Annotated in this window: 17 protein-coding genes and 1 riboswitch; of the genes, 12 read left to right on the top strand and 5 right to left on the bottom strand. The window is 69.1% G+C overall.

Features of this window, described 5'->3' with window-relative positions:
• Nucleotides 1–12: 12 nt before the first annotated feature.
• The gene (fdhF, locus tag FFI87_RS04885; RefSeq protein WP_138848094.1) at nt 13–2,964 is read left to right on the top strand and encodes a formate dehydrogenase subunit alpha; all 2,952 of its coding nucleotides are present in this window, start codon (nt 13–15) and stop codon (nt 2,962–2,964) included.
• A gap of 7 nt (nt 2,965–2,971) precedes the next feature.
• The gene (locus tag FFI87_RS04880) at nt 2,972–3,223 is read left to right on the top strand and encodes a formate dehydrogenase subunit delta (RefSeq protein WP_138848095.1); all 252 of its coding nucleotides are present in this window, start codon (nt 2,972–2,974) and stop codon (nt 3,221–3,223) included.
• A gap of 8 nt (nt 3,224–3,231) precedes the next feature.
• On the opposite strand, the gene FFI87_RS04875 is transcribed toward FFI87_RS04880, so the two are convergent.
• Entirely contained in the window at nt 3,232–4,884 is a 1,653-nt protein-coding gene (locus tag FFI87_RS04875; protein ID WP_138848096.1) for an FAD-dependent monooxygenase, read from the bottom strand.
• A gap of 130 nt (nt 4,885–5,014) precedes the next feature.
• Here FFI87_RS04875 and FFI87_RS04870 point away from each other — a divergent pair, with 130 nt between their 5' ends.
• Entirely contained in the window at nt 5,015–6,853 is a 1,839-nt protein-coding gene (locus FFI87_RS04870) for a tetratricopeptide repeat protein (protein ID WP_409995106.1), read from the top strand.
• Nucleotides 6,854–6,928: 75 nt separating this feature from the next.
• Here the strand turns inward: FFI87_RS04870 and FFI87_RS04865 are convergent, their stop codons facing one another.
• The gene (locus FFI87_RS04865) at nt 6,929–8,224 is read right to left on the bottom strand and encodes an MFS transporter (protein WP_138848098.1); all 1,296 of its coding nucleotides are present in this window, start codon (nt 8,222–8,224) and stop codon (nt 6,929–6,931) included.
• Nucleotides 8,225–8,443: 219 nt separating this feature from the next.
• Here FFI87_RS04865 and FFI87_RS04860 point away from each other — a divergent pair, with 219 nt between their 5' ends.
• The gene (locus tag FFI87_RS04860) at nt 8,444–9,439 is read left to right on the top strand and encodes a hypothetical protein (protein WP_138848099.1); all 996 of its coding nucleotides are present in this window, start codon (nt 8,444–8,446) and stop codon (nt 9,437–9,439) included.
• Nucleotides 9,440–9,516: 77 nt separating this feature from the next.
• Here the strand turns inward: FFI87_RS04860 and FFI87_RS04855 are convergent, their stop codons facing one another.
• Nucleotides 9,517–10,167: a DUF2968 domain-containing protein gene (locus FFI87_RS04855; RefSeq protein WP_012363328.1), complete on the bottom strand. Its 651-nt coding sequence runs from the start codon at nt 10,165–10,167 to the stop codon at nt 9,517–9,519.
• Between the two features lie 164 nt (nt 10,168–10,331).
• A complete protein-coding gene (locus FFI87_RS04850) occupies nt 10,332–11,531 on the bottom strand; it encodes a gamma-glutamyl-gamma-aminobutyrate hydrolase family protein (RefSeq protein WP_138848100.1) in 1,200 nt (399 codons plus the stop codon).
• Between the two features lie 269 nt (nt 11,532–11,800).
• Between FFI87_RS04850 and FFI87_RS04840 the strand changes: the two genes are divergently transcribed.
• The 8 genes from FFI87_RS04840 to FFI87_RS04800 all read left to right on the top strand — a co-directional run bounded on the left by FFI87_RS04840 (nt 11,801) and on the right by FFI87_RS04800 (nt 19,763).
• Nucleotides 11,801–12,481: a GntR family transcriptional regulator gene (locus FFI87_RS04840; RefSeq protein WP_138848102.1), complete on the top strand. Its 681-nt coding sequence runs from the start codon at nt 11,801–11,803 to the stop codon at nt 12,479–12,481.
• Between the two features lie 7 nt (nt 12,482–12,488).
• Nucleotides 12,489–13,865 carry an amidase gene (locus FFI87_RS04835; protein WP_138848103.1) on the top strand — a complete coding sequence of 459 codons (1,377 nt, stop codon included), beginning with the start codon at nt 12,489–12,491 and terminating at the stop codon, nt 13,863–13,865.
• Between the two features lie 133 nt (nt 13,866–13,998).
• Nucleotides 13,999–14,511, top strand: a complete 513-nt coding sequence (locus tag FFI87_RS04830; protein ID WP_011656245.1) for a disulfide bond formation protein B — start codon at nt 13,999–14,001, stop codon at nt 14,509–14,511.
• A 585-nt stretch (nt 14,512–15,096) separates the two neighbouring features.
• Nucleotides 15,097–16,101: a xanthine dehydrogenase accessory protein XdhC gene (gene xdhC, locus FFI87_RS04825; RefSeq protein WP_138848104.1), complete on the top strand. Its 1,005-nt coding sequence runs from the start codon at nt 15,097–15,099 to the stop codon at nt 16,099–16,101.
• A gap of 18 nt (nt 16,102–16,119) precedes the next feature.
• Complete coding sequence (locus FFI87_RS04820; protein WP_138848105.1) at nt 16,120–17,145, top strand: adenosine deaminase; 1,026 nt, start codon at nt 16,120–16,122, stop codon at nt 17,143–17,145.
• Between the two features lie 27 nt (nt 17,146–17,172).
• Nucleotides 17,173–17,556, top strand: coding sequence for a hypothetical protein (locus tag FFI87_RS04815; protein WP_138848106.1), 384 nt, complete (start codon nt 17,173–17,175; stop codon nt 17,554–17,556).
• A complete protein-coding gene (guaD, locus tag FFI87_RS04810; RefSeq protein ID WP_138848107.1) occupies nt 17,553–18,869 on the top strand; it encodes a guanine deaminase in 1,317 nt (438 codons plus the stop codon). Before FFI87_RS04815 ends, guaD begins: the two co-directional genes overlap by 4 nt.
• A 105-nt stretch (nt 18,870–18,974) precedes the next feature.
• Nucleotides 18,975–19,112, top strand: a riboswitch (yybP-ykoY riboswitch).
• A 78-nt stretch (nt 19,113–19,190) separates the two neighbouring features.
• Nucleotides 19,191–19,763, top strand: a complete 573-nt coding sequence (locus tag FFI87_RS04800) for a TMEM165/GDT1 family protein (RefSeq protein ID WP_041489770.1) — start codon at nt 19,191–19,193, stop codon at nt 19,761–19,763.
• Nucleotides 19,764–19,833: 70 nt separating this feature from the next.
• Here the strand turns inward: FFI87_RS04800 and FFI87_RS04795 are convergent, their stop codons facing one another.
• Nucleotides 19,834–20,535, bottom strand: coding sequence for a DUF4136 domain-containing protein (locus FFI87_RS04795; RefSeq protein ID WP_138848108.1), 702 nt, complete (start codon nt 20,533–20,535; stop codon nt 19,834–19,836).
• Nucleotides 20,536–20,628 lie beyond the last annotated feature (93 nt).

Raw genomic sequence — 20,628 nt, 5'->3', positions numbered from 1 at the left:
AAGGAGCCCTGCATGTCCCTCGACACGAACAACGTCCGCCAAGGCGGCTGCGGCTCAGGCCAATGCGCGTGCAAGAGCGCCGCCCAGGCGCGCGCCTTCGATCCGTTCGACGACACCGACTACGGCACGCCGCAACGGCATGCCGACACCGACGTCACGCTCGAAATCGACGGCCAGCCGGTGACGGTGCCGGCCGGCACGTCGGTGATGCGCGCCGCGATCGAAGCCGGCGTCAACGTGCCCAAGCTCTGCGCGACCGATTCGCTCGAACCGTTCGGCTCGTGCCGTCTGTGCCTCGTCGAAATCGAAGGCCGGCGCGGCTATCCGGCATCGTGCACGACGCCCGCCGAAGCCGGGATGAAGGTGCGCACGCAGTCGGACCGGCTGCAGTCGCTGCGCCGCAACGTGATGGAGCTGTACATCTCCGATCACCCGCTCGACTGCCTCACCTGCCCCGCCAACGGCGACTGCGAGCTGCAGGACATGGCGGGCGTCGTCGGCTTGCGCGAAGTGCGCTACGGCTTCGACGGCGCGAATCACCTGCGCGAGCAGAAGGACGAATCGAATCCGTACTTCACGTACGATCCGTCGAAGTGCATCGTCTGCAACCGCTGCGTGCGCGCGTGCGAGGAAACCCAAGGCACGTTCGCGCTGACGATCGCCGCGCGCGGCTTCGAATCGCGCGTCGCCGCCGGCGAAAGTGAATCGTTCATGGCGTCGGAATGCGTATCGTGCGGCGCGTGCGTCGCCGCCTGCCCGACCGCCACGCTGCAGGAAAAATCCGTCGTCCGGCTCGGGCAGGCCGAGCACTCGGTCGTCACGACCTGCGCGTACTGCGGCGTCGGCTGCTCGTTCAAGGCCGAGATGAAGGGCACGCAGGTCGTGCGCATGACGCCGCACAAGAACGGTCTCGCGAACGAAGGCCACGCGTGCGTGAAGGGGCGCTTCGCGTGGGGCTACGCGACCCACAAGGACCGCATCACGAAGCCGATGATCCGCGAGAAGATCACCGACCCGTGGCGCGAAGTCAGCTGGGACGAGGCGCTCACCTACGCGGCGACGCAATTCCGCAAGCTGCAGCAGAAGTACGGCCGCGATTCGATCGGCGGCATCACGTCGTCGCGCTGCACGAACGAGGAAACCTACCTCGTGCAGAAGCTCGTGCGCGCCGCATTCGGCAACAACAACGTCGACACCTGTGCGCGCGTGTGCCATTCGCCGACCGGCTATGGCCTGAAGGCGACGCTCGGCGAATCGGCCGGCACGCAGACCTTCGCGTCGGTCGACCACGCCGACGTGATCGTCGTGATGGGTGCGAACCCGACCGACGGCCACCCGGTGTTCGGCTCGCGCCTGAAGCGGCGCATCCGCGAAGGCGCGAAGCTGATCGTGATCGATCCGCGCCGCATCGACGTGGTCGACGGCCCGCACGTGAAGGCCGCGCACCACCTGCAGCTGCGCCCCGGCACCAACGTCGCGATCGTCAATGCGCTCGCGCACGTGATCGTCACCGAAGGGCTCGTCGCCGACGCGTTCGTCGCCGAGCGCTGCGAAGCGCGCGCATTCGAGCAATGGCGCGACTTCGTGTCGCGTGCCGAGAACTCGCCCGAAGCGACCGCCGATGCGACGGGCGTGCCGGCCGAAGTGGTGCGCGAAGCCGCGCGGCTCTATGCGACCGGCGGCAACGCCGCGATCTACTACGGCCTCGGCGTGACCGAACACGCGCAAGGCTCGACGACGGTGATGGGCATCGCCAACCTCGCGATGGCGACCGGCAACATCGGCCGCGAAGGCGTCGGCGTCAATCCGCTGCGCGGCCAGAACAACGTGCAGGGCTCGTGCGACATGGGCTCGTTCCCGCATGAACTGCCAGGCTACCGCCACATCGGCGACGACAGCGTGCGCGCGCTGTTCGAACAGGCATGGTCGGCCACGCTGCAACCGGAACCGGGGCTGCGCATCCCGAACATGTTCGACGCGGCGCTCGACGGCAGCTTCAAGGGGCTCTACTGCCAGGGCGAGGACATCGTCCAGTCGGACCCGAACACGCAGCACGTCGCCGCCGCGCTGTCGTCGATGGAATGCGTCGTCGTGCAGGACATCTTCCTGAACGAAACCGCGAAATACGCGCACGTGCTGCTGCCGGGCTCGACGTTCCTCGAGAAGGACGGCACGTTCACGAACGCGGAACGCCGCATCTCGCGCGTGCGCAAGGTGATGCCGCCGCTCGCGGGCTACGCGGACTGGGAAGTGACGCTGCTGCTGTCGCAGGCGCTCGGCTATGACATGCATTACACGCATCCGTCGGAAATCATGGACGAGATCGCACGGCTCACGCCGACCTTCTCGGGCGTGTCGTACGCGAAGCTCGACGCGCTCGGCAGTATCCAGTGGCCGTGCAACGAACAGGCACCGGACGGCACGCCGACGATGCACATCGACGCGTTCGTGCGCGGCAAGGGCCGCTTTGTGATCACGCAGTACATTCCGACGCCGGAAAAGGTCACGCAGCGCTATCCGCTGATCCTGACCACGGGCCGCATCCTGTCGCAATACAACGTCGGTGCGCAGACGCGCCGGACCGAGAACGTCCAGTGGCACGAAGAGGACCGCCTCGAGATCCACCCGCACGACGCCGAGGATCGCGGGATCCGGACCGGCGACTGGGTCGGCATCGAATCGCGGGCGGGCCAGACGGTGTTGCGCGCGCTCGTGTCCGATCGCATGCAGCCGGGCGTCGTGTACACGACGTTCCACTTTCCCGAATCGGGCGCGAACGTGATCACGACGGACAGCTCCGACTGGGCGACGAACTGCCCGGAATACAAGGTCACGGCCGTGCAGGTGATGCCGGTCGCGCAGCCGTCCGACTGGCAGCGTGCATACGCGCGCTTCAACTCGGAGCAGCTCGACCTGCTCGAGCGTCGCGCAGCCGCGCCGGCCGCCGTGACGACGGGCAAGTGAGGACGCGATGGACAACGGACACCTGATCGACATGGCCAACCAGATCGGCGCTTTCTTCGAATCGATGCCCGATCGAGAAGAAGCGCTGACCGGAATCGCCGAGCACATCCGGCGCTTCTGGGAACCGCGGATGCGTCGTGCGTTGCTCACCGCGCTCGACGACCCGTCGAGCGAAGCCGCACAACGCGCGGCGCCGATCGTGCTCGCCGCGATCGCCGCGCACCGCGCGTCGCTCGTCCCGGCCGCAGTCTCCGCCTGAGCGCCCCGCTACGCGGGCAGCGACATGCCCGCGAACCAGCTTTCGCAGTGGCGCAGCAGCGCGTTCGCGTCGGTGGCCGTACGGCCGCGCGCCGCGATGTAACCATCGGGCCGCAGCAGGTAGAACGACGGCCGCGAACGGCCGTATGCCTGCGCCAGCCCGTCCTCGCCGTCGCTTTCGGCATCGGCGACGCGCCAGGTCCGCACCGCGCCCGGCATGATCCGTTCCAGCCCCTGCGCGAGCGCCCGCGCATCCGCGGGCATCGGCGGCACGTCGTTCGCATCGCCCGCTTCGGCGCCTGCCGGCTCCTCGAGCAGCAGCAGCGTGAAGCTCGCCGGGTCGTGCAGGTCGTATAGCCGCGCGGTGCCGGGTGCCCGCCCGAGCGGCCCGTCGACCACATGCACGAGCGCGTCCGGTGCACGCTCGCCGGCGCGCGGCCCGCCGTCGAGCACGCGCTCGAGCGTGAGCGGGCTTTTCCGGTATTGCACGCCAAGCTCGCTGACGGTGCGCCGCACCGCGTCGCGCACCGGCCCGAACGTCGCCAGCAGCGGCACGACGTGATCGCGCAGCAGCTTCATCGCGCCGTGATCGGCTTCGACGATCTGCGTGACGAGGCCCGTCTGCCGCAATACGTCACGCTCGATCGGATGGCGCTCCGCGTGATACGTGTCGAGCAGCCGCTCCGGCGTGCCGCCGCCAAGCACGCGCGCGAGCTTCCACCCGAGATTGAACGCTTCCTGCATGCCCGTGTTCATGCCCTGCGCGCCCGCCGGGCTATGAACGTGCGCGGCGTCGCCCGCGAAGAACACGCGCCCGTGACGCAGCCGGTCGACCATCCGGCTGTGCAGCCGGAAATACGACGACCACGCGAGGTCGCTCGGCGCGATCGACGCGCCGACACGGGCGCGCACGATCGCCTCGCATTGCGCGAGCGACGGTGGCGGTGCGTCAGGAGATGCATCGCCCGGCGGCCGGTCGGCGACGAGCCGGTAGCGGCCGCCGCCCATCGGGAACAGCCCCGCGATGCCGTCGGGCGTCGTGAACAGGTGGATCTCTTCTTCCGGCCAGTCGGGTATCGCCGAGAAATCGGCGAGCAGGAAGGTCTGCTCGAACGCTTGCCCGGCGAAGCCGAGGCCAAGCAGATGACGCACCGTGCTGTGCGCGCCGTCGGCGGCGATCAGGTACGACGGCGCGAACGATTGTTCACGCCCGTCGGCGCCGCGGATCGTCACGTCGAGCGATGTCCCGCCCGCGTCGCACGCCGTGAGCGTGACGCCGCGTTCGACCGTCACGCCGAGGCCGGCCAGGTGTTCGGCGAGCAGTTGCTCGGTGATGCTCTGGTCGAGAAACAGCAGGTACGGATAGCGCGTTTGCAGCGGATCGAAATCGAGCCGCGCGATCACCCGGCCGCCCGCATGCAGCGCGGCCGCGTGCGCGCGATGCCCCAGCACGAGAAACGGTTCGACCGCGCGATGCTGCTCCAGCATTTCGAGCGTGCGCGCCTGGATGCCGATCGCACGCGAATACGGCGCGGGCGTGGTGAGCCGGTCGATGATGCGTACCGGCACGCGGGCACGCGCGAGACTCATCGCGGCGGCAAGGCCGGTCGGGCCTGCGCCGACGATCAGCACGGGCGGGATGTCGAGCAGTGTGTCAGCCATGAGCGCCTCGATGACACGCGATCCTGCAAGTCTACGCCGCTCCGCGTGACGGGGCCATATGCCGACCGGCCAATCTGGGGCGCCCGCGCGCAGTGTGGGAAAATACGCGCTTTCCGCCAGTTTTCGCGTCATGGATTCCGCATTCGACCGAGCGTATGCCGCGCACCGCGCGGGCCGCCTCGCCGAGGCCGAGCACGGCTATCGTGCCGCGCTCGGCACCAATCCCGCCGACGCCGACGCGCTGCATCTGTTCGGCGTGCTGCGGCATCAGCAGGGCCAGCATGCCGAGGCAGCCGATCTCGTCGGGCGTGCGGTCGAATTGCGCCCGGGCGACGCCGCGCTCCAGCTCAATCTCGGCAACGCGCTGAAGGCGCTCGGCCGGCTCGACGAAGCGATCGAGCGGTTTCGCAACGCGCTGACGCTCGCGCCCGAATTCCCGCTCGCGCACTACAACCTCGGCAACGCTTACGCGGCGCTGCAGCGCCACGAAGATGCCGTCGACGCGTTCGGCCGCGCACTTCGGCTCACGCCCGACGACGCATCGATCCACAACAATCTCGGCAACGCGCTGAACGCGCTCGGCCGTCACGACGATGCGCTCGCCGCGTTCCATCGCGCGCTCGAGCTGCGGCCCGGACATGCCGGCGCGCACAACAATCTCGCGATGGCGCTGAACGCGATGGGCCGCGCCGACGACGCGATCGTGCACTTCCAGGCGGCGATCGCCGCGCAACCGCGCTTCGTCGCCGCGCACTTCAATCTCGGCAACACGTTCGAGGCGCTCGGCCGTCACGACGAAGCCGCGGCGGCGTTCGAAGCCGCACTCGCGCTGCACCCGCCGTTCCCGCTCGCCCTGTTCGGGCTCGCGAACGCGCTGTGCGCGCTCGGGCGCCAGCGCGAAGCGCTGCCCTACTACGAACGCGCGGTCGGCCTCGATCCGTCGTTCAGTCTCGCGTGGCTGAACCTCGGCAATGCGCATCACGCACTCGGCGCGCACGAAATGGCGCTGCGCGCGTTCGACCAGGCGCTGCGCGTCGCGCCCGACCTGAAGCTCGCGCAACTGCACCGCGCCGTCACGCTGCTGACGCTGGGCGACTTCACGCGCGGCCTGCCCGCGTACGAAACGCGCCACGACACGCCGGGCGCGACGCCGCTCGGCACGCTGCCGCGCTGGCAAGGCGAGCCGATTGCGTCGCGCACGCTGCTGATCCGCGCGGAACAGGGCTTCGGCGACACGCTGCAGTTCGTCCGCTTCGTGCCGCTGGTCCGCGCGCGCTGCGCGCGCGTCGTGCTCGAAGTACAGCCGGAGCTCGTCGCACTGCTCGCGCCGGCGGCCACGCGCTGGCGCGTGACGCTCGTCGCACAGGGCGCGGCGAAGCCGCCGGCGGCGGACGTCGCGTGCACGCTGATGAGCCTGCCTTTCCTGCTCGGTCTGCAGCCGTCCGACATCGTCGCGGGCAAGCGTTACCTCGACGCGCCGGACAGCGCGCGCCGGCGCTTTCGCGGCTCGCTCGGCGGCCAGTCGAAGCGCAAGTTCGGCCTCGCGTGGTCGGGGCGCCGTCAGGCGCAGGAAAACCGCTCGATGCCGTTCGACGCGCTCGCACCGCTGCTCGCGCTGCCGGACATCGACTGGGTCGTGCTGCAGCCCGCGCTCGACGAAAACGAACGGGCGCGCGTCGACGCGCATCCGCGCGTGCATCACCTCGACGGGCGGCTGAACGACTTCGCCGACACGGCCGCGCTGATCGAACGGCTCGACGGCGTCGTCACGATCGATACGGCCGTCGCGCATCTGGCGGGCGCGCTCGGCAAGCCGCTGTGGATCATGCTGCCGTTCGCGTCCGACTGGCGCTGGTTCACCGGCGACGACTGTCCGTGGTATCCGCACGCCAGGCTGGCCCGCCAGTCCGCACCGGGACAATGGCTCGACGTGGCGGCGACGGTCGCCGACGCGCTGCGCGCCGCGTGAATTCCAAAGGCCGATGAGAAAAGGGAGCGCGGCGCGCCCCCTTGTTTCACCGGACGTCGCGCGGTGCAGACGGCGTCAGGCCGCCTTGTACTGGTTGCGCGACTCGGGTGTGCGATACAGCACGAGCGTCGCGATCAGCCCGCAAAGCGCCGCGACGCTCAGCCACAGCCCCGGCGCCGCCTTGTTGCCGGTCTGATGGATCAGCAACGTCGAGATCGCGGGCGTGAAGCCGCCGATCGTCGTCGCGAGGCTGTACGCGAGCGAGAAGCCGGCGGTGCGCACGTCGACCGGCATCACTTCAGTCAACGCGACGACCATCGCGCCGTTGTAAGAGCCGTACAGGAACGACAGCCACAGCTCGACCGCCAGCAGCCGCAGGAACGACGGTTCGGCCACGAGCCACAGCACGGCCGGATAGGCCGACAGCAGCGTGAGCACCGTGAACGTGATCAGCACCGGCCGGCGGCCGATGCGATCCGACAGCGCGCCGGACAGCGGCAGCCACACGAGGTTGGACAGGCCGACGCAGACGGTCACGACGAGTGCGTCGAGCGACGACAGGTGCAGCACTTCCTTGCCGAACGTCGGCGTATATGCGGTGATCATGTAGAACGACACCGTCGTCATGATCACCATCCCCATGCCGGCGATCACGACACCCCAGTTCTCGAGCATCGAACGCATGATCTCGCCCATCGTCGGACGGTGGCGCTTCGCGAGGAACTCGTCGGTTTCCTTCAGCGAACGACGGATCAGGAACAGGAACGGCACGATCAGGCAGCCGATCAGGAACGGGATGCGCCAGCCCCACGCGCTCATGTCCTCGGCCGGCAGCACGCGGTTCAGCAGCACGCCGACAAACGCGGCGAACACGACCGCCACCTGCTGGCTGCCCGATTGCCACGACGTATAGAACCCTTTGTGGCCCTTCGTCGCGATCTCCGACAGATAGACCGACACGCCGCCCAGCTCGACACCCGCGGAAAAGCCCTGCAGCAACCGGCCGAGCAGCACGAGCGCCGGCGCGAGCACGCCGATCGTCGCGTAGCCGGGAACCCCGGCCACCGTCAGCGTGCCGAGCGCCATCAGCCCGAGCGTCAGGATCAGCCCCTTGCGGCGGCCGTGATGGTCGATGTACGCGCCGAGCACGATCGCGCCAACCGGGCGCATCAGGAAGCCCGCGCCGAACACCGACAGCGACAGCATCAGCGACGCGAACGCGTTGCCGCTCGGAAAGTAGGTTTTCGCGATGGCCGACGCGTAATACCCGTAGACCATGAAGTCGTACATTTCCAGGAAGTTGCCGCTGACGACCCGGAACACGGTGCGGACTTTCGACTCCTGCGCGATGGCTTGTGTTGCTGTGGACATGTTGCTCTCTCGATTCGGATGGCGCGACATCGGCGCGCCGCACGGACTCGACGACGCGCGACGCACCGGCATGGTTCGCGGATGATGCCACGCCAAGCCAACATTTGCGTTGTGCCGCCCCTGCGATGGTCGTCGCGACACTCGCCTCGTACGAGTCGCCCCGAAACGGCAGCCAAAATCAGATCGATCTGATCGACCGCCGTTCGCCGGCTGTCCACAATGTCGGATTTGCGACGACGACATTTCCGCGCCGCGGCCGGCACGGTTGCCTGTGTCGCACGGCGTACCGCCCTCATGACCGCATCGCCCCTCGTTCCCGTCCAAGGCGCGCTGGCTCGCCCTCGCGTCGCACCGCTCGATCACATGCCGTCGTTCGGCCACGAATGGAGATTTCGGCCCGGCACATACTGCCTCGCCACACTGACCACGTCGTGCATCAGCGTCGACCGACCACACCGCGCGTGCCACTGGCAGCCTCTGACTGCAACCGCATCGGCGTCCGCTTCGATGCCCGCTTCGACGTCCGCTTCGGCTGGGTCAGCGGTCGTATCGGCCACCGTTATCGGGCGGCGTTGCCGCGCGATCGCAGGCAGCCGTCGCGATCGGCGTGCGATGTTCGCAATCAGTTGGAGCATCGGTGCGCTCGGCATCATCGGCTGGCTGATCGCCGCGCATGAGTCGCCTGCCGATTTCACACCGGTGCCCGCGATCCGGATAAGCGACGGTGCGCCGGGTCACGCCACCTCATCGACCGGAAGCGCGCAGGTCGCCCAGCTCCGGCCGGGTGCGTCGACGAACGCTTCGCTTCAGCGCACGGAGTCGGCGCCTGTCGCGAAAGCGACGGCGTTACCACCGGCCCCGAGGCATGCCGCCGCTCGTCCGGCATCGCTGCGCCCGAAGGCAACGTCCGGCGTGCGGCGCACCGGCATCGTATTGCCGGCGTCGCCCCATCAAACAAACGGCCCGCGCAAGACGGCGGCACGCCCACCGGTCCTGAGCAATACCGCCGGCACCCGCGATCGGCTCGCCCCGGTGCCACGTGCAACGGATGCACGCGATACGTTCGACGATCCGCTCACGCTGATCGCAATGGCCAACGCGCTGCGCGGCACGCCGCCCGCCCGTTCGGCACATGCGCCCGCCGCCGGTTTCGACTGGACGTCGCAACTGTCGCATCGCCGCCTGACCGACGCACCTGACGCGTTCGCGCGCTGACACTCACCCAACAAAAAACCCGGCGAAGATCGCTTCGCCGGGTTTCGCTCGTCTCTCTCGGTCCGTCCTTCGCATCCTCACTTGTGCGCGGTGAGCCCCGTCTCGGTCTGCTTCTCGAGTTGCCGCACCTGCTCCTGCAGATCGCGCAGCTGCACTTGGGCAGCCCGCTTCTCGACCTGCAGCGCCTGCGTCTGCTGCCGCGCCGACTGCTGCCGCTGCGCGACCTCGGCCTGCTGACTGCGCGCGACGCTCAGATCGGCCTGCAGTTGCTGCGCGCGATTCGCCTGCAGCGCGATCACGCGTTCGAGGAACGTCTTCTGCGCCTGCAGTTCGGTGCGACGGATCTCGACGTCCGCGAGCTGCACCGTCTGCTGGACGAAGTTCGCGTACACCATCTCCGCGCGGCTCTTCTCCTGCGACTTGATCACGCGCCACAGGTGCTTGTCCTGGAACAGCGCGACGTAATACGTCATCTCGCGCTGATCGAACATCAGGCTCGCGCCATAGCTGCCGTTGTAGGTGGTGCGCATCTCGACGATCCGCCCGTCTTGCAGCATCTGCGTGAGTTCGGCCACGTTGCCTTGCGCGGCGGCATCCGTCGCGGATGCAGGGGACCCCGCCGCCGGCGCGCCATCGCCGCTCAGGCTCGTCACCGCGGGACGCGTACCGGCAGCGGGCGCGCTCGCATCGGCCGACCATGCTGCGCCCGCGTGCACGCAGGCGGCCATCGCAACGATCCACGTTGCGCATCGTGCGGGGGAAAATTTTCGGAAGACCAACGTCAGACTCCGGCGAACGAATCGGGAGCCGCGATTATCGTTCAAAACGAAACGGCCGCATCTCGAATTTACGGGATGCGGCCGGCCTGCCTGCGACGCGATTCGAGCGCCGGCTACAGGCGCGTTTCGCGTGCCGCGCGCAGGAATGCGTCGAGCAACGGCGTGCAGTCGAGCAGTTCGGAGCCGCCCGCGCGATGGAACTCGGGGTGCCATTGCACGCCGACGACGAACGGCGCGCGCCGGTAGCGGATGCCTTCGATGATCCCGTCGCCGGCCGACACGGCCTCGATGTTCAGATCGCGGCCGAGATCGCGGATCGCCTGATGGTGGATCGAGTTCACGATCGCTTCGCTGCGCCCGGGAAACATGCTCGCGAGCGTCGACGAGTCGGGAAAGCGGATCGAATGGCGATGCTGGTCGTAATGTTCGCTCACGTGCGGATGCGCGGTCGGCACGTCGGTCGCGATGTCCTGGTACAGCGAGCCGCCGAATGCGACGTTGATCAGCTGGCAGCCGCGGCACACGCCGAGCACCGGCTTGCCGGACTCGACGAACTCGTGAAACAGCTCGAGCTCGTACATGTCGCGCACGCGGTCGCCCGGCCATTCGGGGCGCGCATCCGATGCCGCGTAGGTTTGCGGCGACACGTCGGCGCCGCCTTGCAGCAACAGGCCGTCGAGATGCTTCGCGTAGTCGCGCAGGCGGATATTGCTCGGGTGCAGCATGCCCTGATGGCCGACGGTCGGAATCATGAAGACGAGCACGTCGCGCGACATCACCCAGTGCGCGATCGATTCCTCGAGATACTGCAGCGTCTTGCCGCGCAACCCCTTCGCACCCGGCTCCGGATGGAAGATCCGCGCCGACACGCCGATGCGCAACGTGCGCTGCGTGATCCGCTGGCCGGCCCGGTCGAACAGCCGGCGCGCACGCGCCGCGACGATGCGGCCGAACACCGACCATGGCGTGTCGCTGTTCTTCAGGTAAGCCGGCGGCGCATTCTGCGCGCTCGCGGGCGGCGGCCGCGGCGTGTCGAAATCGGGCTGCGCGCCGAAACCGGGCGGCGCGGCACCGGCTTTTGGCGGCGCGGCAGCGGGTTCGGCAGCGGCCGTGGTGCCCGCGGCGCCCGGCTCGGACGCCGCCGTGACCGGCGATGCGCCGTCCGCCGCGACATCCTCGGCCGCGGCAGCCTGCGCGACGGAGGGCTGCGTCGCGGGTACCTCCGGCGCATGTGCCGGATCGGAACGGGGGGAACGGGAAGACGCGGAAGGGGTGCCGGTCAGACCGGCCGGGGAAGGCGTGGTTTCGCTCATGACGATGGTCTGGTGCGTCGCTCGCGCGTATTTGGATTGACGAGGATTCATTATGCTTCAGTGCACGATCGCGCGGTAAACCTGCAACATCCTGTCGATATTGTTGCAAGTCGTCGCATGCGGCGCAGGACGCGTCTGCGTACGTCGTCTGGCGGGCTCGCAGGGTCGCCCGGGTGAACTGGACACCAGTGATATATCACAATAATATTCACGCATTGCCCACCTTCCCTGATCACCCGCGCCATGATCGTGCTCCACCCGGCCACCGCATGAACGCCCTGCCCGATGCCCTACCCGACCGCCCCGCCGCATCGACGCTCAGCCTCGCCGAGCGCGCGTACGCGCTGATCCAGCGCGACATCATCACGATGCGCCTGAAGCCCGGCGCCGCGCTCAACGAAGCCGACCTCGTCGCACGCACCGGCATCGGCCGCACGCCCGTCCATCAGGCCGTGCACCGGCTGGTGCTCGAAGGGCTGCTGTCCGTGATGCCGCGCAAGGGGCTGCTGGTGCAACCGCTGTCGCTCGACGACATCGTCGCGGTGATCGACGTGCGGCGCATCAACGAAGCGCACTGCGTCGAGCTCGCGGCCCGCCATGCGACGCCCGACGATCTCGCCCGCATCGCCGCGCTGCTCGACGACGGGCAGTCGTGCGTCGACACGCACGACGTCGAAGGCATGATGGAGCTCGACCGCGCGTTTCATCAGGCGATCGCCGCGGCGGCACGCAATACGGTGCTCGCGGAGATCCTGCGCGCGCTGCACGAACGCTCGCTGCGCTTCTGGTTCGTGACGCTGTCCGAACCGCACCACCTGTCCGACGTCCAGCGCGAACACCGCGAACTGTTCGAGCGGCTGTCCGCGCGCGACGCCGCCGGCGCACGCGCGGCCGTCGAACGCCATATCGATTCGTTTCGCGCCACCCTTGTCCAACATCTTCGCCCCTGAGCCGCCCATGACCACTTTCACGCCTTTCCCCCCGCTCGCCCGGCTCGCCGCCGACCTCGCCGCCGGCCGGACCACGAGCCGCGCGCTCGTCGACGTCGCGCTCGAACGGATCGCCGATCCGTCGGGCCAGGGCGCGGCCGTCTTCACCGAAGTCGACGCCGACAACGCCCGCGCGGCCGCCGACGCGCACGATCGGCTGCGTGCCGCCGGCACCGTGCTGTCGCCGCTCGCGGGCATCCCCGTGTCGGTGAAGGACCTGTTCGACGTCGCGGGCCAGGTGACGCGCGCCGGTTCGCGCGTGCTCGACGGCGCGCCGCCCGCGAAGGCCGATGCAGTCGCCGTCGCGCGGCTCAAGCGTGCGGGCGCGGTGCTGGTCGGCCGCACCAACATGAGCGAGTTCGCGTTCTCCGGGCTCGGCCTGAATCCGCACTTCGGCACGCCGCGCTCGCCGTACCACCGCGACGTACCGGGCGACGCGCGCATTGCCGGCGGCTCGTCGTCCGGCGCGGCGGCGTCCGTCGCCGACGGGATGGCGGCCGTCGCGCTCGGCACCGACACCGGCGGCTCGATCCGGATTCCGGCCGCGCTGTGCGGGCTCACGGGCTTCAAGCCGACCGCGAGCCGGATTCCGACGCAAGGCGGCGTGCCGCTGTCGACGACGCTCGACTCGTTCGGCCCGATCGGCCTGACGGTTGCCTGCTGCGCGCTCGTCGACCGGATGCTCGCGGGTCTCGAGCCGCACGTGCCGGCCGCGCGGCCGCTCGAAGGCGTGCGGCTCGGCGTGCTGACCAACTATGTGACGGACGGCGTCGACGCCGACGTCGCCGCCGCGCTCGACGCGTCGCTGAAGCATCTCGAAGCCGCCGGCGCGATCGTCACGGAAGTGCGCTTTTCGGCACTCGACCGGCTGCCGGACATCAACCGCTTCGGCTTCTCGCCGATCGAGGCGTACGCGTGGCATCGCCCGCTGCTCGCGCAGCACCGCGACCGGTACGACCCGCGCGTGCTGTCGCGCATCCTGAAGGGCGAGCCGGCGAGCGCGGCCGACTATCTCGACCTGCTCGCCGCCCGCCAGGCGATGCTGGACGAAGCGGCACACACGGTCTGGTCGCGCTTCGATGCACTCGTCGCGCCGACGGTGCCCGTCGTGCCGCCGCGCATCGCCGAACTCGAAGCGGACGACACCGCGTTCACGCGCACCAATGCGCTGATCCTGCGCAACCCGAGCGCGTTCAACTTCCTCGATGCATGCGCGCTGTCGCTGCCGTGCCATCCGCGCGACGCAGCGCCGGTCGGCCTGATGCTCGCGGCCGCGCCGCATCGCGACGACGCGCTGCTCGCAATCGGCCAGGCGGTCGAGGCCGTGCTGAACACGATCCGGTGACCGCGCAAGCGCAATGACGGTAGACGGGGTGCGGCGGGGTGCCGCACGCGCGCTGTCAGTTTCGTGCCAGATCGTTCGCGCTAAAATCGCGCGATTGTTTATCGGACCGACCAACGACAGGAATCCCGCCGACATGAATGACTCCACGCTCGCACTCCGCCGTGAACGCCGCCTGCTGATGCTGCTCGGCTGGGTGTGCATCGCCTTGCTGGCCGGCGCGCTGTACCTGCAATATGTGAAGAACGAAGATCCGTGCCCGCTGTGCATCATCCAGCGCTACTTCTTCGCGGCGATCGGCATCTTCGCGTTCCTGGCGGCCGGGATACGCAACTGGCGCGTCATCTGGGTGTTCGAGCTGCTGATCGCGATCGCCGCGGCCGGCGGCGTCGGCACCGCCGCGCGACACCTGTCGATCCAGATGAATCCGGGCTTCAGCTGCGGCTTCGACACGCTGCAGCCGATCGTCGACAGCCTGCCGCCCGCCCAGTGGTTCCCCGGCATGTTCAAGGTCGCCGGCCTGTGCGAGACGGTCTACCCGCCGATTTTCGGCATCCTGCTGCCGGGCTGGGCGCTGATCGGCTTCGCCGTGATCCTGGTCGCCGTCGCGTCGAGCCTCTGGCGCCATCGCCGCAAGCTGGCAGGCTGACCGGTCGCGGCCGCGTAGCCGCCCCGCGTTCGCCCGGCTCCGCCGGCGACGCCCCGCGCGGCCGCGCCTTGCCGGCCGCGCGTAAACACCTAACCCCGCCGCGGCCCGGATTTCCGGGCGAACGCGCGTCGCCCGACATCCACGCGCATGCCCGCCACGCAAGCGTTTCGGCCCGATGCGCGCGCACCGACGCCCCCGATTCCGCGCGGCGGGCCTATGATCGACATGATCGCTGCCTGATAGCGCGGATCACCGCCCGGTGATGTTCCCGCCGCGTTGCGGTGCTATCTTCGCGACTGGATGGCGATCTACGTGCGCGAGGCCAGGCGGTCTCACCTCCTGCGTAACGCGCGCCCGATCCGCAATGTCGACTGGATTTCTCATGACAACGCACACCATCCGCATCCGTCACCCTCATGGCGTCCGCCCGTCCCGCGGCGTCGTTCGCGCGCATTTGCGGCGCACCGCCGCCGCAGCGCATCGATCGTGCGGCCGGCCTGCGTCGCTCCCGTCAGCCCTCGTTACCGCGACGCCCGCCGGCGCGCGCCGCGCGTCGTGCCGCGTCGTCGTGAACGGAGCGTGCTGATGGAAGCGTGGATCGGCGATCTGCAGCAATTGCTCGCGCACGGCGAAGCGGCCGTGCTCGTGACGGTCGCGCATACCGACGGCTCCGCGCCGCGCGAGGCCGGCACCAAGATGCTCGTCACGCGCGACACGGCCCGCCATACGATCGGCGGCGGTCATCTGGAATGGAAGGCGATCGAAATCGCGCGGCATCTGCTGAAGGACGGCGCGCACGTGCCCCACGCGCGCAGGCTCGAACGGCTCGCGCTCGGCCCGAGCCTCGGCCAGTGCTGCGGCGGCGCGGTCGTGCTCGCGTTCGAGCGGCTCGATGTCGGCGACCTCGGCTGGATCATGTCGCTCGCGAAGCGCGTCGCGGCCGGCGCCGCGACCGTGCGTAGCGTATCATTCGGCCCCTCGCCGGGCGCGCCGCTGCTGAGCGAGCCCGAATCGCCCGCCGCGCGCGCCGATTGCCTGCTGTGGGAAACCGGCGGCGTATCGCTGATGACCGAAACGATCGCGCCGTATGCGTTCCCCGTCATGCTGTTCGGCGCCGGACACATCGGCACCGCGCTCGTGAAGGTGCTGGCGACGCTGCCGTGCCACGTGCGCTGGATCGACGGGCCCGCTGCGGTGTTCCCGCCGGCCGAGGCGCTCGCCGGGATCGGCAATCTCGCGATCGACGCGGTTGCGAGCCCGGCCGACGCCGTCGACACGGCGCCGCCGCACGCGTACTTCGTCGTGATGACGCACGACCATGCACTCGATTTCGTGCTGGCCGAGCGCATCCTGCGGCGCGGCGACTACGCGTACTTCGGGATGACCGGCTCGCGCACCAAGCGCGTGCAGTTCGATCATCGGCTGGCGGCGATCGGCATCGACCCGGCCCAGGTCGCGCGGATGCGCTGCCCGATCGGCGTCGAAGGCATCATCGACAAGGCACCCGAAGTGATCGCGATCTCGGTGGCCGCGCAGTTGCTGCAGGCCGTCGAGGCGAACGCATCCGCGCAGGCTTCCCCTACCTTCTGACCGACCAAGAACAACGCCATGACCCCGACATTCAAGGACAAGATTGCCCGCGCGCCGAAAGCGGAACTGCACATTCATATCGAAGGCTCGCTCGAGCCGGAACTGATTTTCGCGCTCGCGCAACGCAACGGCGTGAAGCTCGCGTACGAGTCGATCGACGCGCTGCGCGCCGCTTACGCGTTCACCGACCTGCAGTCGTTCCTCGACATCTATTACGCAGGCGCGAGCGTGCTGCTGACCGAGCAGGATTTCTACGACATGACGACCGCGTACTGCGAACGCGCGCTCGCTGACAACGTCGTTCACACCGAACTGTTCTTCGACCCGCAGACGCACACCGAACGCGGCGTGCCGATCGAGACGGTGGTGGCCGGCATCGACCGCGCGCTCGCCGATGCCGAGCCACGCGGGCTGTCGAGCAAGCTGATCCTGTGTTTCCTGCGCCACCTGTCCGAAGACGACGCGCTCGCGACGTTCGAATCCGCGCGGCCGCTGTTCGAACGCTATCGCCACCGGCTGATCGGCGTCGGCCTCGACTCGTCCGAGCTCGGCCATCCGCCGGCGAAGTTCGCGCGCGTGTTCGAGAAGGCCCGTGCGCTCGGGCTGAAGCTCGTCGCGCATGCGGGCGAGGAAGGCCCGCCCGCCTACATCCACGAAGCGCTCGACGTGCTGAAGGTCGACCGGATCGACCACGGCGTGCGCAGCATCGAGGATGCGTCGCTCGTCGAACGCCTCGCGCGCACGCGCGTCGCGCTGACCGTGTGCCCGCTGTCGAACCTGAAGCTGTGCGTGTTCGACGACATGGCGAAGCACACGTTGAAGGCGCTACTCGATCGCGGCGTCGCGGTGACGATCAACTCCGACGATCCGGCCTACTTCGGCGGCTACGTCAACGACAACTACTTCGCGACGGTCGACGGGCTGCAGCTGACGGACGCCGAAGTGCATACCGTGATCCGCAACGGCTTCGAGGCATCGTTCGTCGACTCGGCAGCGCGCGATGCACTGATCGCGCGGCTCGATTCGTACTGGCAGGCCGCGTGACGGCCGGCATCGAGGTTCGCTAGACAGATGAAACACCGCGACGACATCCGCTTCGCGACCGCCGGTTCGGCCCTGCGCCGCGCCGGCCGCATGCGTGCGCGACACCTGCACGCCGGCATCGCGCCTGTCGCTCGCGCGGCGACGGCCTTGCACGTCGTCGTGCACCGAAGCCTGTCGTTGCAGCGGGTCATGCCGCTCGCCGCCGCGCCCGTCGCGATTGCGGCGCCGTCCGCCGGCAACGGCGTGATGGCGGCCACGACGCTCGCGTGCGCACGCGCAGTCCGCGGCGCGCCCGCGTTCTCGCGTCGCCGCATCGCGCATGCACGGGCAGCGCCCTTCATGCCATCGCCCGCGCGGCACCGACCGTTTTCTTCTGTTCGCCTTACCTTGATGCAGGACCATTCGTCATGACGCAAACCGCTTTCCGTTCCCAGCTGCTGACCTTCAACGGCGACCCGGCGCAATCGAGCCAGGCCGCGAACCACGAGACCGACGGCCTGCTGATCGTCGACGACGGCAAGGTCGTCGCGGCCGGCCCGTATGCGCGGCTCGCCCCGACGCTCGCGCGCGATGCGATCGTCCACGACCTGCGCGACAAGCTGATCGTGCCCGGCTTCATCGACACGCACATCCACTATCCGCAGACGGACATGATCGCGTCGCCGGCGCCGGGCCTGCTGCCGTGGCTCGACAAGTACACGTTCCCGACCGAGCGCAAGTTTGGCGATCCTGAGCATGCGCGCGAAGTCGCCGACTTCTTCGTCGACGAACTGCTCGCCTGCGGCACGACGAGCGCGCTCGTCTACTGCACCGTGCACAAGCAGTCGGCCGACGCGCTGTTCGCGGCGAGCGCTGCCCGCGACGTGCGGATGATCGCGGGCAAGGTGCTGATGGACCGCAACTGCCCCGAGTTCCTGCGCGACACCGCGCAATCGGGCTATGACGACAGCGCCGAGCTGATCGGCCGCTGGCACGGCAACGGCCGCCAGCTGTACGCGCTCACGCCGCGCTTCGCGCCGACGTCAACCGAGGCGCAACTCGAGGCGTGCAGCGAACTCGCGCGCCGCCATCCGGACGTGTTCGTGCAGAGCCACGTCGCGGAAAACGTCGACGAAGTGAAATGGGTCGCGGAGCTGTTCCCCGGCCACCGCAGCTATCTCGACATCTACGATCGCTACGGGCTGCTGCGTCCGCGCGCGGTGTACGGCCACTGCATCCACCTCGACGACGAGGACCGCCGCCGGATGGCCCAGACGCGCACCGTCGTCGCGCACTGCCCGACGTCGAACTTCTTTCTCGGCAGCGGACTGTTCGACTTCGACAAGGCCGGCGAATACGGCGTGCCGGTCACGCTCGCGACCGACGTCGGCGGCGGTACGTCGTTCTCGATGCTGCAGACGATGAACGAGGCGCACAAGGTCGCCCGGCTGTCGGGCCACCACCTGAGCGCGACGCGGATGTTCTGGCTCGCGACGGCCGGCGCCGCGCACGCGCTCGATCTCGCCGATACGGTCGGCACGCTTGCGCCGCGCACCGAAGCCGACTTCATCGTGCTCGACCCGCAGGCCACGCCGCTGCTCGCGCGCCGCACGAAGCGCGCGGATTCGCTCGAGGAACTGCTGTTCGCGTTCGCGCTGCTCGGCGACGACCGCGCCGTGTACCGCACTTACGCGGCCGGCCGGCTCGTGCACGAGCGCGGTGCCGCACGCCGCGCCGCCGCGTAACAGGCGCGTTTGCCCGCTCCGGTTCCCCTCTCGCTCCGGCGTGCGCTCCGGCGCATCCCGGAGCCGCCGGATTCGCTCCGCCCGCCGCACGCGCCGTGCTAGAATTCGGCCCTCATTGGGGAGTAGCCGCTCCGCTCGATGTCCCGCGCTCCCGGCGCGCATCGTGACGGAGGCGTCCGTCAACAGACTTGGTCATTCGGCCATGGCGGACGCAGCCACCGAGGCCTGGCGAGACCGATGGTTCACTGCGCGCCGCATCAGGGCCCGGCGCGCGGTGGATCGTCGCTCGCACGCACAACACCGGCCCGTGGAACCCCATACGTGTCTCAAGCCTTCCTGATCTCCACCGGCGCCGTCGCCCTCGCTGAAATCGGCGACAAGACCCAACTGCTGTCCCTCGTGCTGGCCGCGCGTTATCGCAAGCCGGTGCCGATCATTCTCGGCGTGCTCGTCGCGACGCTCGTGAACCACGGCTTCGCCGGTGCGTTCGGCGAGTGGCTCGGCATACTCGTCACGCCGTCGATCATGCGCTGGGCGCTTGCGTTCTCGTTCATCGCGATGGGGTTGTGGATCCTCGTGCCGGACAAGCTCGATGCCGACGAAGCCAATGCGACCCGCTCGCGGCTCGGCGTGTTCGGCGCGACGCTCGTCGCGTTCTTCCTCGCGGAAATGGGTGACAAGACGCAGATCGCGACCGTCGCGCTCGCCGCGCGCTTCCAGGATTACATCGGCGTGGTGGCCGGCACGACCTTCGGGATGATGCTCGCGAACGTGCCCGCGATCCTGCTGGGCGACCGTTTCGCGCACCGGCTGCCGACGAAGCTGGTGCACGGCATCGCGGCCGTGCTGTTCGTCGTGCTGGGCGTGCTCGCGTTGCTGGGCGTCGGGTTCTGACGCATGCGACGCATACAACGCACGCAGGCAACTGGCGCGGCCGGGCGGCCGCGCCCGTGTCGCCAACGCGTTACTTCGCGAGCCCCGCACCCGAGGCCGGCACGGCCGGCACCGCACGCTCGTTGGCGGCCGGCGCCGCGGGCCCGCCGCGCTTGTCGACCGGCAGTCGCACCGTGCGGATCGCGCCGTTCGCCAACGGGAAATCGGCGAGCGCGCTGCGCGCGAGGAACGGCATCGCATACAGCAGCGCACCGTTGTCGCCGGTGGTGCGCGCGGTCACGTTGTAGACCTCCTTGCCGGTCGCACGCTCGGTAATCCGGATGCCGAGCGTGTAGTCGAACACCTGGTAGGTCTGCGCGACATAACCGGCCGGCATCGGCCCCCAGGGCCCCCACGGGCCCCACGGCCCGCCCCGCCAGTACGGCCCCGGCCCCATGAACCACGGGTCGTAGTAGACCGGCTGCGGCACCGTCACCAGATCGCTGCCGACCCCGTAGGTCAGCCCGACCAGATAGCGCGCCTGCGCGGCCGGCACCGGCCGGAATGCGTACGCGGACAACTCGTTCGCGACGATCGGCTCGTAGGTCGACTGCTCGATGCTGTGCTTCTGCGCATCGGTGCGCGTGAAGGCGTAAGTGCGTGTCGCGTCGCTGCCGCTCCAGTCGGAGAAGGCCGTGACCTGCGTTGTCACGTAGCTGGTGCAGCCCGTCAGCAGCGCCACGCACAGCACCGCCGCCCAGCCCGCACCGCGTTGAATCCATTCGCGTTTCATGTCGATCCTCGTCGATCCGTCATCCGTCCGTCGCACCGCGCGAACCGCACGGGATGCCGATAATACGCGGACTCCCCGAACCGGTAAAAAGTT

This window comes from Burkholderia sp. KBS0801 (assembly GCF_005937855.2).
GTDB lineage: Bacteria > Pseudomonadota > Gammaproteobacteria > Burkholderiales > Burkholderiaceae > Burkholderia > Burkholderia ambifaria.
This window is presented reverse-complemented; position numbering and strand designations above follow the sequence as displayed.

Excerpts from the sequence above, each read along its gene's own strand:
- FFI87_RS04860 (WP_138848099.1), top strand. The coding sequence starts at position 8,444 with ATGTCGGATTTGCGACGACGACATTTCCGCGCCGCGGCCGGCACGGTT.
- FFI87_RS04880 (WP_138848095.1), top strand. The coding sequence starts at position 2,972 with ATGGACAACGGACACCTGATCGACATGGCCAACCAGATCGGCGCTTTC.
- FFI87_RS04815 (WP_138848106.1), top strand. The coding sequence starts at position 17,173 with ATGAAACACCGCGACGACATCCGCTTCGCGACCGCCGGTTCGGCCCTG.
- FFI87_RS04835 (WP_138848103.1), top strand. The coding sequence starts at position 12,489 with ATGACCACTTTCACGCCTTTCCCCCCGCTCGCCCGGCTCGCCGCCGAC.
- FFI87_RS04870 (WP_409995106.1), top strand. The coding sequence starts at position 5,015 with ATGGATTCCGCATTCGACCGAGCGTATGCCGCGCACCGCGCGGGCCGC.
- FFI87_RS04850 (WP_138848100.1), bottom strand. The coding sequence starts at position 11,531 with ATGAGCGAAACCACGCCTTCCCCGGCCGGTCTGACCGGCACCCCTTCC.
- FFI87_RS04795 (WP_138848108.1), bottom strand. The coding sequence starts at position 20,535 with ATGAAACGCGAATGGATTCAACGCGGTGCGGGCTGGGCGGCGGTGCTG.
- FFI87_RS04840 (WP_138848102.1), top strand. The coding sequence starts at position 11,801 with ATGAACGCCCTGCCCGATGCCCTACCCGACCGCCCCGCCGCATCGACG.
- guaD (WP_138848107.1), top strand. The coding sequence starts at position 17,553 with ATGACGCAAACCGCTTTCCGTTCCCAGCTGCTGACCTTCAACGGCGAC.
- fdhF (WP_138848094.1), top strand. The coding sequence starts at position 13 with ATGTCCCTCGACACGAACAACGTCCGCCAAGGCGGCTGCGGCTCAGGC.
- FFI87_RS04820 (WP_138848105.1), top strand. The coding sequence starts at position 16,120 with ATGACCCCGACATTCAAGGACAAGATTGCCCGCGCGCCGAAAGCGGAA.
- FFI87_RS04875 (WP_138848096.1), bottom strand. The coding sequence starts at position 4,884 with ATGGCTGACACACTGCTCGACATCCCGCCCGTGCTGATCGTCGGCGCA.
- FFI87_RS04855 (WP_012363328.1), bottom strand. The coding sequence starts at position 10,167 with ATGGCCGCCTGCGTGCACGCGGGCGCAGCATGGTCGGCCGATGCGAGC.
- FFI87_RS04865 (WP_138848098.1), bottom strand. The coding sequence starts at position 8,224 with ATGTCCACAGCAACACAAGCCATCGCGCAGGAGTCGAAAGTCCGCACC.
- FFI87_RS04830 (WP_011656245.1), top strand. The coding sequence starts at position 13,999 with ATGAATGACTCCACGCTCGCACTCCGCCGTGAACGCCGCCTGCTGATG.
- xdhC (WP_138848104.1), top strand. The coding sequence starts at position 15,097 with ATGGAAGCGTGGATCGGCGATCTGCAGCAATTGCTCGCGCACGGCGAA.